The 12,932-nt window shown below is 47.9% G+C and carries 11 protein-coding genes and 1 tRNA gene; 4 read left to right on the plus strand and 8 right to left on the minus strand.

The features are described from left to right. The first annotated feature begins 474 nt into the window (after nt 1-474). Nucleotides 475-1,014, plus strand: a complete 540-nt coding sequence (locus K5621_RS16590) for an outer membrane beta-barrel protein (protein ID WP_221049810.1) — start codon at nt 475-477, stop codon at nt 1,012-1,014. A gap of 259 nt (nt 1,015-1,273) precedes the next feature. Here K5621_RS16590 and K5621_RS16595 read toward each other — a convergent pair whose 3' ends face one another. From K5621_RS16595 to K5621_RS16605, 3 genes are all read right to left on the minus strand, one after another. Further along, the gene (locus K5621_RS16595) at nt 1,274-1,843 is read right to left on the minus strand and encodes an acetate uptake transporter (protein WP_100144819.1); all 570 of its coding nucleotides are present in this window, start codon (nt 1,841-1,843) and stop codon (nt 1,274-1,276) included. 1,070 nt (nt 1,844-2,913) lie between these two features. Continuing rightward, nucleotides 2,914-3,000, minus strand: a tRNA-Leu gene (locus K5621_RS16600). A gap of 130 nt (nt 3,001-3,130) precedes the next feature. Beyond that, complete coding sequence (locus tag K5621_RS16605) at nt 3,131-4,720, minus strand: bacteriohemerythrin (RefSeq protein WP_221049811.1); 1,590 nt, start codon at nt 4,718-4,720, stop codon at nt 3,131-3,133. 279 nt (nt 4,721-4,999) lie between these two features. Between K5621_RS16605 and K5621_RS16610 the strand changes: the two genes are divergently transcribed. Continuing rightward, the gene (locus K5621_RS16610) at nt 5,000-5,128 is read left to right on the plus strand and encodes a DUF3149 domain-containing protein (protein ID WP_071237139.1); all 129 of its coding nucleotides are present in this window, start codon (nt 5,000-5,002) and stop codon (nt 5,126-5,128) included. 81 nt (nt 5,129-5,209) lie between these two features. On the opposite strand, the gene K5621_RS16615 is transcribed toward K5621_RS16610, so the two are convergent. Further along, on the minus strand, nt 5,210-5,821 hold the full coding sequence (locus K5621_RS16615; protein ID WP_100144817.1) for a superinfection exclusion B family protein: 612 nt from the start codon (nt 5,819-5,821) through the stop codon (nt 5,210-5,212). Between the two features lie 161 nt (nt 5,822-5,982). Between K5621_RS16615 and K5621_RS16620 the strand changes: the two genes are divergently transcribed. Beyond that, nucleotides 5,983-7,614: a sensor histidine kinase gene (locus K5621_RS16620; RefSeq protein WP_221049812.1), complete on the plus strand. Its 1,632-nt coding sequence runs from the start codon at nt 5,983-5,985 to the stop codon at nt 7,612-7,614. Between the two features lie 27 nt (nt 7,615-7,641). On the opposite strand, the gene pepT is transcribed toward K5621_RS16620, so the two are convergent. Together pepT and tcdA are read right to left on the minus strand one after the other, a co-directional pair. After that, nucleotides 7,642-8,871, minus strand: coding sequence for a peptidase T (pepT, locus tag K5621_RS16625; RefSeq protein ID WP_221049813.1), 1,230 nt, complete (start codon nt 8,869-8,871; stop codon nt 7,642-7,644). Nucleotides 8,872-8,998: 127 nt separating this feature from the next. Beyond that, nucleotides 8,999-9,832, minus strand: a complete 834-nt coding sequence (gene tcdA / locus K5621_RS16630; RefSeq protein WP_221049814.1) for a tRNA cyclic N6-threonylcarbamoyladenosine(37) synthase TcdA — start codon at nt 9,830-9,832, stop codon at nt 8,999-9,001. 551 nt (nt 9,833-10,383) lie between these two features. Between tcdA and K5621_RS16635 the strand changes: the two genes are divergently transcribed. Further along, nucleotides 10,384-11,472 carry a porin gene (locus tag K5621_RS16635; RefSeq protein ID WP_221049815.1) on the plus strand — a complete coding sequence of 363 codons (1,089 nt, stop codon included), beginning with the start codon at nt 10,384-10,386 and terminating at the stop codon, nt 11,470-11,472. A 113-nt stretch (nt 11,473-11,585) separates the two neighbouring features. On the opposite strand, the gene K5621_RS16640 is transcribed toward K5621_RS16635, so the two are convergent. Together K5621_RS16640 and K5621_RS16645 are read right to left on the minus strand one after the other, a co-directional pair. Continuing rightward, nucleotides 11,586-12,242: a thiopurine S-methyltransferase gene (locus tag K5621_RS16640; protein WP_100144809.1), complete on the minus strand. Its 657-nt coding sequence runs from the start codon at nt 12,240-12,242 to the stop codon at nt 11,586-11,588. A gap of 137 nt (nt 12,243-12,379) precedes the next feature. Further along, nucleotides 12,380-12,727, minus strand: coding sequence for a hypothetical protein (locus tag K5621_RS16645; protein WP_100144807.1), 348 nt, complete (start codon nt 12,725-12,727; stop codon nt 12,380-12,382). Nucleotides 12,728-12,932 lie beyond the last annotated feature (205 nt).

Below are 12,932 nucleotides of genomic sequence, written 5' to 3' on the forward strand. Positions count from 1 at the left end.
TATCCCGAAGGATAATTGGCAATGAGTCAGCTTAGGTTCAGGAAAGATAAAAACATGTACTCCCCAACCCGCCAAACAAAACCTAACCAACTGTTAAATAATAAAATTATATGAATTAGCTTGGGACGTCGACGGCTAATAACGCCTTACATCCAAGCCGGTAAACCGACGCTACGCACGCATGGAACTTGTGCACAACTCGCCTGACAACTCCAACTTGGTTTATTTAAAATGTATATTTAAATCAGGTAGATACAATCTTTGACAACGGTAATCTCAGCATCTTCCTCTCCGCTCATAGTTATCACACAAGATCTGGAACTATCTCTGTGACAAGGCTCTTATTGTTCTATTTTTTGAGACAAAGAGACACACAGTTACGGGCTTCTATCACTGCTTTGCTTGCCATAAAGTATGACTCACCAAGCCAATAAACATTCTGATTAAACGACTTAGCAGTCTTAGGAGTCAATGATGAAACTGAACAAAATAATGATGATGGCTGCAGGAGCAGCATTGGTATGCAGCGGCGCACAAGCGGTCGAGATAGATTACTTTGCCGGGGTAGGCTTAGGCTACCAAAGCGATGAAATCGAGGGCGTAGTCAATAAAGACGCCGAAGATATGAGCTATCAGGCACGTATAGGCATGCTGATTGAACAGCAACACCGTATTACCGGTACTTTTGGTTACATGGAAGATAAGTTCAGCTTGGCCGCCAACAACTACAAACAGGAACAATACAGCTGGCTAGTCTCCTATGACTACCTATTGCCAGTGCATCAAGATGTCAATCTGTTCGCCGGTGTCAGTATGGGCGCCAATGACAACAAGATTGCCGGTGAATCTTCAACAGATTTTGTTTGGGGCGGTCAAGTCGGTGTGCAGTACAAATGGAGCGAACACTTTTCCTCAGACCTCGGCTATCGCTACCTGGCCCAGGACTATGAAGAAAACGGCATTGAAATCAATGACAGTCAACAAGTGTATTTGACCCTGGATTACAAGTTCTGAACTGTAGCGGCGTAATTGCCGATAGCTAAGCCAGCGAATTTATTCTCATCCTTAATTCATCAACCCAATGGCCATTTGGCTAATGCCAGTCAGCTCGAACTGACTGGCATTCTTTTTTAATCCGGCTCGGTCATGTCTTGCAAACTCAGATGCCAATGCACCTGAGCGCATGTCCTTGTATTTATCGCAGCACTGATATCCAAGCAATGCCTATACAATGCCGGGAGTAATCGCCGTATTATTCAGTTTTCACTGAATGCTAAGCCTTGGCCTTTAACTCGCCTATTGGCAAAATCGTGTAGCCATATTCATTGTTGAGCACTTGCGCCATAGCAAAGTAAATCGCACTCGCGCCACAGATAATGCCTTCAAAACCTGCAATAGTGCCAATCAGAGCACTGCCGGTAAAATCTCTCGCGGCCAACAGGAAGAACAAAATGGTTAGCGACGCAAAGACAAACTGTTTAGCTCTGGGGTAGCGCAGCGATCCCACAAACATAAAGGCAGTAAAGATCCCCCAAAGGGTCAAATACCATCCCATAAAATGAGTTGGGCTAGCCGCTACACCAGCATTGGGCATAAGAATAAGCCCGACGAGGGTTAACCAAAATAAACCATAGGATGTAAAGGCTGTCGTCCCAAAGGTGTCACCTCGCATAAAACACATAATACCGACAATGACTTGACCGAGTCCGCCATAGAAAATGCCCATCGCCAGGATCATTGCATCAATCGGAAAGTAACCCGCATTATGAATATTCAGCAGGATAGTCGTCATACCAAAGCCCATTAAGCCTAATGGAGCAGGATTCGCCAGTGTTTTAGACACAAAAAGTCCCCAAAATGAATAAGTTAATTTCAGCACAGGCAGTCAACATGCCGTACTTGTTATCTAAAAAGCGGCGAATTTTAGATAACAAGCGAACGGAGCACAATCAAAACATTAGCAAGGCTGAAATTAAAAATTTATTATTAAAATTCAAATAATTAAACGTGTAAAAACGTAGGAAGGCTTATATAGGCCCAAATAACCTTTTACGATTCAATTAACTATAAAATAGCCAGTAAAATCCCGCTCTCACTCGAATTTAAATGGTAATTTTGCGAGAGCTCAAATTTCTTACTGTCTGGCCAAAGAAAAGCTGGGCAATGAACGGATGAAAAAACCTCAAAAACATTAACTTCCCCTCATAAATCCGCCAAAGTTGAGACATGTCTAATTTTAGACAAATTGATAACACTTGTTTCCATCCCGCCATAAAGCAGCACACAATGCCATTCAGCTGCGGCTCCACGGCCGTCAGCCTGAGGTGAAGCTATTGGCTGTGGTGGGACTTGTTGTGACAACTTCACCGTAATAACACTCAAGGCGTTAGTTTCCCACAGGGTCGCGAAGTAGAACTGGAAGTGCTGGATAGCCTGACAAAGAAGGTTTAATAAGCCGCAATAGAGGGAAAAACCCCAGTACCTTTCGGCACCATCAAAAACTTACAAAAAACCGACTCAAGGTCGGCTTATTATCTCTAGAAGAGATGGTACCAGAGGTCGGAACGACGGGGCTGGCCTTCCAGCCGACACGCGCGTGGCGCAATAACTTGCTCGAGCCTGAAAATAAAAAAACCGACTCAATGTCGGCTTATTATCTCTAGAAGAGATGGTACCAGAGGTCGGAACGACGGGGCTGGCCTTCCAGCCGACACGCGCGTGGCACAATAACTTACTCGGGCCTGAAAATAAAAAAACCGACTCAAGGTCGGCTTATTATCTCTAGAAGAGATGGTACCAGAGGTCGGAACGACGGGGCTGGCCTTCCAGCCGACACGCGCGTGGCGCAATAACTTACTCGGGCCTGAAAATAAAAAAACCGACTCAAGGTCGGCTTATTATCTCTAGAAGAGATGGTACCAGAGGTCGGACTCGAACCGACACGCTTTTAAGGGCGGGGGATTTTGAATCCCCTGTGTCTACCAATTTCACCACTCTGGCACATATAGATTGTTTCGCGATGATGCCTCATCAGCGAGTGAACGGAATTATACCTGTGCTCAGTCCAATGGCAAGTGCTTTACAAGCTTGTTTGCCAAAATCCTGATCGTTTGGACAAAATTCAGTCTGACTACTGGGCGCCATGGGCAATAAGGAAGCTGGTATAGCCCTTATCGCTACCCTGAATATGGTTGATTAACCAAGATTTGAGAAAAGCCATCAGTTCGTTGGCCACATCTTCTCCCTTGGCAACCCGCTTTTGAAAATCCAATACTTTGGCTACCAGTTGTTGATGCTTCAGCTTATGCTCCTCGGTCTGCGGATAACCGAAGCGGGCAAATAACTCCTCTTCGTAAGCAAAGTGATTGGCGGTGTAATCCACCAGGCCTTGAACAATGCGTTTAATCGCTTCCAGGCCATAAGCTTCTTCCAGGGTGCGATGCAGTTCATTGATCAGGGATACCAAACGCAGGTGCTGACGATTGATCTCTTCCATCCCAAGATCCAATTGCGGTCCCCATTCAACAAAACGATGACGCTTTTCGAGTTGCGCCATGGCTTGTTTATCCACATGAAACCGCCCAAGTAGGGCGCTTATCTCTTGTGACATATTGAACACTTTCAGACTGGAGAGGTTGGTGCTATGAGTTTCCTTGGCATTTTCGACCGCGACCTGAGCCATTAATGAGATATTACTGCTGATCTCTTCGGCCACAGCTTGCTGCTGTTCCGATGCTGCCGCAATCTGATGCGACATATCAGTAATACTTTCAATCTGCGCCACTATCTGTCCCAAAGCCTGCTGCGCCTGATGAGCCATCTCATGAGTAGCATTGGCCTGCGCAACACTGGTGGTCATGACCCTCACACTCGCATCGGCTCCCTGCTGCAATTGCAGTATCTGTTGTTGGATCTCGACCGTAGCCGCGGACGTTCGCTGCGCCAGACTACGAACCTCATCGGCAACCACAGCAAAACCTCGGCCATGCTCACCCGCACGGGCGCTCTCAATAGCGGCGTTCAATGCCAGTAGATTAGTCTGTTCGGCCACTTGGGAAATGGTGTCAATGATAGTGCTGATATTGTTGCTGTCTTCGGCCAGTCTGGCGATCACTTGTTGGGATTGCCCTACTTGGGCAGACATACCATCAATTTGTTGTACCACCTGCCTAACTGTTTGATCGCCGCGATGAGCCGCTTGCTTGGCCTGCTCCGCAGCATTGGCGGTGCTGGCGGCGTTGCGACTGATCTCCTGTACGGTAGATACCATCTGAGTCATGGCTGTCGCGGCCAGTTCCGCTTGTTTTTCCTGCTCTTCGACTCCCAGATGGGCGGTATCACTGATGGATTTGATATCCATGGAAACCTTTTTCATGGCTTCGGCAGTATTGACCAAGGAAAGAATCGTTCGGCTAACATCCTCTCCCATACGGTTAATGCCATGAACCACGGAATGAAACATACCGGCATCCCGCTCAGATAATTGATAACTGAGGTCACCCTCGCCGAAATGACGGGCGGCATTTTCCAAGCGCTTGAGATTGAAGAGTTGTTTGACGCCAAGCCAAACCAACAACAGGAGAGCGAGCAACAATGAGCCAAAGGCAAGATAAGCGGCTGTGCTCAACAACATAAAAAGTGGATAGATAAATAACAACAGCAAAGGAAACCACTGCCACCTTTGCAACATGAGTTTCAACACGCTTTGGGATGTTTGCATCGCACGCTCCTTGCCAATGGTTATCGCCGCCGTTCACTCTACCCCTTTAGTGTAGAGGTTAATATTAGCCTTTGAGCTTATCCCTTTCTCAACATCCCTTGCCGTTAACGCAGATAATTTCGCAACCACCTAATTCAGCAAAACATGATTCAAATCATGTTTTAACAAGGTAGTTTGTCAGATTAAACGCTCAGGTAACATTTGTTGATCGAGATCAGTTCTGCTCAACGTCGATTTGGTTAGTTTAGCTTTGACTTTACAAGAAAGAGGACTTCAGTGATGGCATTCTGGTTGGATCTAATGTTTGGAAACCCTATAGGCTTACTGTCGATGATAGTTATCTTCAGTACTATCGGTATTATCTCCTACATTATGTGGATGTTTATCGTAAAGTCGGCAAAGCCTTAGATTTCCATGTTCTTTAAATGCAATGACATTTTTGATCTAATGTTTGGGCAGCCCTAAGGCTGCCCACTTTTTTAACCGATATCAGGCAGCGTGTTTGCGCACCTGGGCAATACCATTGATAAATTGCGGCCTTGCCTTGATAAGGTATTGCAACTCTTCCTGACTCGGTTCTCCCGGAGGAAGACGCAACACTCTTCGGTTTAAATGCTTACGGGCGGCCATGGCTATCTTGTACTCGGCAGTAGGGCCTTGAATGGCGTAATGTCGCTCGTTCCCCAGACTCTCCAGTATGTGTGCCTTTAGCAGCGCCTGCACAGGAGCCTCATTTTGCGGCAGGGTCAAAACACTGGCACCCTGCAGGAAGAACTCCCTCAATAGCGCGCGCTCGGCAGGATCCAACAACCTCACTTTTTCTTCGATCGTTTCATTGATCCTGCGCTCGCTCAGACGACCAATAGCTTCATCCAGCAAAAGATTGACGGCCAAGGCACCGATATAAGCCAAAGCCAGCAGTAACGTCAGGCCAATATAATGAGCATGACTATCAACCCAAGACTCCAAATGCAACAGAGCCAGTAAGGACTTAGGCATAAACAGCAGCAATGTGGTTATCAGCAGCACCCACAGTGTCAGTTGCAATGCAGCGGCCTTGAACTTGCCCTCTTTCAATACCTCAAATTTCAGTCTCTTCATGGCTCTATCCAGCGTCAGAAAATTGTTCCAACCACTAAACAAGCAAAAACGGTGCCACGTTCATTCGAAACGCTTCATGATTATCCGATAACAAAAAACTACGAAATTTGGCGGCGAGGCTATGCTTAAGGCTATCTACAGCAAGTACTTAAGATTGTTGAATGCCCAGTTTTTTAAAACAGCTCATCAGCAGCCCCATAGGTCGAAGACTAGCCTTGGCGATTATATTGTTCAGCTCGCTGATCACCCTGGTGACCACGGGTTTACAGCTGATTTCTGATTACAAGAGCGACATTGGCCGAATAAACAATGAGTTTGCCAATATTGAAAAGGCCAACCTGGATGTGCTCGCGGCAAGTATTTGGGTAATAGATGAGAGGCTCATCAAGACCCAGTTGAACGGCCTTTACCAATTGCCGGATACCAGCTTTGTGATCATAGAAGATGATAGCGGCAAGGAATGGACGGCCGGTGAACACCGTAACCAAGGAGTGATAGAAAAACGCTTTCCCTTGATACATCAAACCGGCGATCAAACCTTTAATGTCGGCGAACTCAGAGTACAGGCCGACCTCTCCAAAATCTACGATAGATTAGTCAACAAAGCCTTACTGATCCTACTGGCTAACGCTATCAAGACCTTCCTGGTCGCAGGCTTCATTCTCTATCTGGTCTGGGCCACGATCACCCGACACCTGTTACAACTGAGTGAGTATTGCTCGCAGCTCGATTTGGAGCAGGACTATCAACCATTGCAGTTCAAACGCCGGGAAAAACAGGATGAATTTACCCGGGTTGCTCAGGCCATCAACTTGATGCAACAACAACTGCGCACCACCTTTTCGCAACTCAACCTTTCCCGCACCGAGTTGCAAGAGGCCTTGAACGACAGAGAAAGATTATTGGAACTGGAACGCAGTTATAAAGATGAGTTGGCCAAACAAGTCAAAGAGCAAACCAAAGAGCTTGAGCAGTCACTCTTGGTACTGAAGCGCGCCCAGCAGGTCATGGTCGAGCAACAGAAAATGGCGGCGCTCGGCGGGCTGGTATCCGGGATAGCCCATGAAATCAATACTCCGATAGGTATCTGTCTCACTGCCGCCAGTAGCCAACTACAACATATTCATGAATTGATTGAACTGTTGCAAAGTGATGGCGCTACGCTGGAGGAGCTCAATGCCATTCTCAATGAGTATCAACAGAGTTGTGAGCTGATCATCAGCAATATTACCCGTGCCAGTAATCTGATCCAGAAATTTAAGGCGATTGCCGCCGAGCAAGGCAATGATACCAATGAACAGATGCTGCTATCTCAGGTATTGCAGGAATTTGCCGATGCTGTGGCGCTATCTTTCAAGCAATTACAAGTAGATGTGGAGATTGACGTTGCCCCCGACCTCTGGCTCACCGGTAACCACAGTTTATTGAAGCAGATAGTCACCAATTTAATTTCCAACGCCTATGCTCACGCCTTTGAGGGTGATACCGGCCATAAGATCAGCATCAGCGCACAACAGCAGGGTCCAGAACTATTGCTGGATATCGAAGACAATGGCAAGGGGATCGCACCCGAGATTGCCAGTCAGATCTTTGAGCCTTTCTTTACCACCAGTAGACGAACCGGGGCCACAGGATTGGGGCTGGCTGCCGCCTTTAACGCCGCCACTTTACTCAAGGGCAGTATTACTCTTGTACCCGATTCCCCACTGGGTGGTGCGCATTTCCGGGTTCGCTTTCCGGCGACATTAACGTCCCACCCCGCCGATGACGACAGGGTGGAACTCTTTATGTAACCCGTTTTAGTCCGGTGGTGAGCCTAATTACTCTGCGTATCTCTGAGTGGTCAGTTTGGCAATATTGATTATCACCTCAACCGCCTTTTCCATTGACTCCAGACAAACATATTCATGCTTACCATGGAAATTGTGACCGCCGGCAAAGAGGTTGGGACAAGGCAACCCCTTCCAGGACAGTTGTGCACCATCGGTACCACCCCGAATGGGTTTAATATCCGGTGTAATACCAGCCATCTCCATCGCCTGACAGGCAATATCTGTCACATGAGGCACGGGCAAGATACATTCTTTCATATTGTAGTAACTGTCGCTGATGCTGATCTCCAGGCTACCGGCCTGCAGCTCGGCATTGCATTTAGCTACCGACTCTTGCAGCCAGACCTTGCGCTGTTCAAACTGAGCTCGGTCAAAGTCCCGAATCAGATATACCAGCTTGGCCTCTTCTGTTTGCCCCTCCATAGAGAGCAAATGGAAAAAGCCCTGATAGCCTTCACTGGTCTCGGGAGCATCATTGAGGGGCATGCGAGCATGGAACCTAGCAGCCATGGTCAGAGCATTAACCATTACCCCAAAAGCGCTACCGGGATGACAGTTGTTCCCCTTGGCAGTGATTACCGCTGTGGCCGCATTGAAGTTCTCATATTGAAGCTCACCTATCGCGCCGCCATCGACCGTATAGGCCCAATCGGCACCGAAGCGCTCGAGCTCCAAGCCATCTGTGCCACGGCCAATCTCTTCATCGGGAGTAAAACAGAGATGGATCTCTCCATGGGGAATTTCCGGGTGTTGCAGTAAATAATGCAACGCCGTAATGATCTCGGCGATACCGGCCTTGTCATCGGCACCCAATAGCGTGGTGCCATCGGCCGTGATAAGGGTTTTGTCGAGGTAATTCAATAAAGAAGGAAACTGCTCAGGGTTCAGCTCTTCCCCTTGTTCCAATGGGATGACCTGTCCTTGATACTTGTCTATCACCCTAGGTTTAACCCCGGCACCAGAGTAGTCGGCCGCGGTATCAAGATGAGCCAAGAAACCGATCGCCGGCACCTTGGCAGTATTCGCTGCGATTTTGGCATAAAGACAGCATGATTCACTGAGGAAAACATCGTCAAATCCCAGCTCGAGCAATTCCTGCTGCAACTGTTTAGCAAAGGCCACTTGCCCTGCGGAGCTGGGAACGGCAACTGAGTCAGGGTTGGCTTGTGTATCCTGTTGAACATAGCGCAAAAAACGATTGAGCAGTGCTTGTCGCATAATTTGAATATCTGTAGCGAAAAAGTGTCAGGATTCTAACAATCCAGACTTGGCCCGCATTAGACTCAGATCATGTTTTGCGCAGTTTCCTTGAGGGCCAGACTGTTCTCCCCCCACAAGGCCCGACTCATTCCTGGCCGTTGCTATCGGCAGCTTGCGCTAACCGCGCCAGTACCCGGCTGGCGGCCACGAAACCAAAACTACCGGTCACCATGGTCGCAGCACCAAACCCCGAGGCACAATCCATTCTCATATTGCCTTGAGCCCCGGCCTTACTGGCACAAACACTGCCATCACTCTGGGGGTATTTAAGATGTTCGCTGGAAAACACCGCATCTATGGCAAAACGCCGTTGCGGGTTCTTTGTAAAACCATACTCTTTACGCAGCAAGTTACGTACCTTGGCCAGCAAAGGGTCTTGAAACGTCTTGGCTAAATCTGTTTGCTGGATCTGGGTAGGATCAATCTGGCCGCCGGCTCCCCCCACTGTCACCAACTTGATCTTATTACGTTTGCACCAGGCGATTAAGGCCGCCTTGGGCTTAACCGCATCTATGCAGTCCACCACAAAGTCTATGCCCTTATCCTGTGACAAATACTGACTCAGATTGTCCGCAGCAATAAAGTCTTCGATTTCATCCACCCGGCACAAAGGATTAATCGCCTTAATCCTTTGTGCCATTACGGCCACCTTGGATTCACCTATGGTATCTGCCAAAGCATGGATCTGGCGGTTGGTATTGGTGACACAGACATCGTCAAGATCCATCAGGCTGATATGCCCTATGCCACTGCGGGCTAACGCCTCGGCCACCCAAGTGCCGACGCCGCCAATCCCTATCACCATCACATGGGCCTTGGCAAAGGCTGCCAGCGCAGCAACACCATATAGACGGGCAATACCGCCAAAACGCTGTTGATAGGCCTCTGAATTCAACAAGTCTGTGTCTGTATCTTGCATAATTTGGTTCCCAATTATCTTCGGCGGCATTCTAGCCGAACTCCCCATTTTCCCCAAACTGCAGCATGTATCGGGTTTTCAGCGGTCTGATACACTTATCAGCCTGAATAACTTCCAGCAACAACCTCTTTTTCGCACAACCAATGAGAACTAGCGCACATAAATATCATTTTTATGATGCAAAACTTCACTTTTCAACGAACATCATCTATCACTAATTTACATTTAACTCCATTAAAATTAACCGACAGATACAGTCATACATACTGAAAAATCACCTTTTTATAGGAGAAAAATGATTGTGCTGATTTTACAAACAATAGCATCGGAACACTTTTTAACCGAAACGGACATTTTGGTCACAGATTAAGGCTTTTTCGGCCGAAATGGGGGCAAAAGTTTGATCCAGGCCACAATCTTGGGCAAACAAAACTGTAAGAATCAGCGCAGCTTTGTGACGGACAGGATGTCCGCTACAAATCCAGGAACACTCGTTTGTTAAATAACCATAAATACATGGATTAGAACTCAGGTTCTAGGGAGCACAACACATGAAGAAGACCCTTATCTCTGCGTCAGTAGCAACAGTTCTGGCTGCAGCCTCTTTCGGTGCATTGGCTGATGGCCCAACTCTGTATGGCCGTTTGGATCTGGCTGTAACTCACACTGACACAGGCGCCACTCTGCAAGGCGGTACTAACGGTTTAGATGCTAGCTATGCAGATGAGAACAACTCCGGAACTTACATCGAGAACAACTTCTCAAACCTAGGTGTAAAAGGTTCCGAGAAGCTGACTGACGGTGTAGACATCATCTATCAGATGGAGTTCCAAGTAGAGAACACTTCTGGTAAAGGCGATACTTTCAAAGCCCGTAACACTTTCCTGGGTGCCAAGACCGCCTATGGTACTGTACTGGTCGGTCGTAACGACACAGTATTCAAGCAAGCTGAAGGCAGCGTAGATGCTTTCGGTAACACCAACGCGGATATCGACCGTTTGGTTGGTGGTCAGACCCGTAGCGCTGACGGTTTCTGGTACTACTCTCCAAAGATCGCCGACCTGATCACTCTGAACGCCACTTACCTGGTTGACGATAACAACGAAAGCTCTTTAAGCAATGACAGCCAGTACGCTCTGAGCGCCACCATAGGTGACAAGAAGCTGAAGGCTCAGAACTACTATGCAGCTATCGCCTACAACAAAGGCATCAGCAACATCGACGCTTACCGCGCCGTAGGTCAAGTTAAACTGGGTGACTTCAAAATCGGTGCTTTGTATCAGAACTCCGAAAGTGTTGCAGCCAACTCTGACGACTACAACACTTACTTCGTCAACGTAGTGTACAACCTGAACGGTGTAAACCTGAAGCTGCAATACGGCTATGATGAATCAGGTGAAGGCAAATACTACAATAACGTCAACACCATTGGTAAAGATGTTAACAACAAACCCATCATCAATGAAGGTTCTGATATCGAAGTGACTAACATCACTGTCGGTGCCGACTACCGCATCTCCAAGTCAACTCTGGTATACGGCCACTATGCTCATTACGAAGGTGAGCATGTATTCAATAATGTTAAAAAAGACCTGCAAGACGACAACGTATTCACCGTGGGTGTACGTTACGACTTCTAATCTCTGTTGAGATAGTGGTTGAACTAAAGGCGACCTTAGGGTCGCCTTTTTGTTTGTCGAGCTTTTAACCAAGCGCTGTTCACGCCTTCAACGCTTATCCTCGTCAGAGAAATCTATTTACGTTTCAGCAAATAGGCACTCTCGTTGAGCCAAGGCACCTCTTTGGCAATGAATCTTGGGTTGTCGGCCAACACATCGACTTGCTCCAGCAGCGTGACCTCAAACCACTGGCTCATATGCTCCCTTATCCACTCCCGGGTCACACTGAATGGCGGCCCCTTGAGCATATCCTGAGGGTATTCTAGGGTGACCAACAGGCCACTACAACCACTTGGCAACAAGGCAGCCAGCTTGGCGGCATATTGCAAACGCATCTCCTCAGGCCAGGCGATTAGCGCTGCCCTATCGTAGAAGGCCCCTACCGATGCCAGTTGCTGAACCTGCAATGCAAACAAGTCGCCCTGCAACAGGGTCATCTGTTCGCTGGAAAAAGCCTGCAGTTCGCCAAAGGCTTTCTGTTGATACGCAAGGCCATTTTCTTCAAAGAACTGCCTGACGGCCAATTCACTCAGTTCACAACCGAGCAGATCATGGCCCATCTCGGCCAAATAACACATATCCAAAGACTTGCCACAGAGTGGGACAAAGACCTGTTCATTGCCCCGGAGTGCGAGTGTGGGCCAGTACTTGACCAAGAAGGGGTTAATATCCTGCTGGTGAAAACCTATCTGCTGCTTGTGCCAGCGTTCGTGCCAAAATCCGGGTTCCATCTATCCATCCTGTGCATCAGAAAATCTTAATACTCTATCGACTTGCACGCCGAATGCAAAGAGCGCTGCTGCCACAGACAAAAAAGCCCACCCAGGAGCCGATGACTCCAGGGTGGGCCGCATAAATTTTCTCGGATTCAGGGCAACCTGGCCAGGATATCCTGCACTTTGCGCAGCCAATTACAGTTATCACACTGACACTTACGCCGTGACAAATGGTGTGGGCTCAGGCTGGAGTCGACAAAGTCGACCGCTATCAATAACTGCTGCTTCAACTCTTCGAGTGATTTCTGCTCCAGATCCACCAGCTCATCATTCTGGTTCATCCAGATACATTCCATTCCCTGATGACAAAAATTGCAGCGCTCATCCACCGGATTATAGAAACCTGCATGGGGGCAATGGCGCAATTCCATCGACTGTATCACTCGGGGACGGGCATACTCGAACAGTGCGATCAGCTCTTGCTTGTCTGGCACTGACATAAGGCCTCCATATTGCTTTTGCCATTATGGCTTGTTGCGAACAGGTTACTCCGAGGCAGCTGCGATGAAATTGATATAGGTCAAAGTGCAGCCCAAAAGGATACGCTAGGAAGCCTGGTTCTGAGCTGGATCCCAGAGTCACCACTTGCCGGTCTCACACCTTGCTGTTTTAATGAGCTTTTGCTTGTTGTTACTTTGTATCCTT

The sequence above is a fragment of the Shewanella carassii genome (assembly GCF_019670705.1).
Taxonomy (GTDB): Bacteria; Pseudomonadota; Gammaproteobacteria; order Enterobacterales; family Shewanellaceae; genus Shewanella; species Shewanella carassii.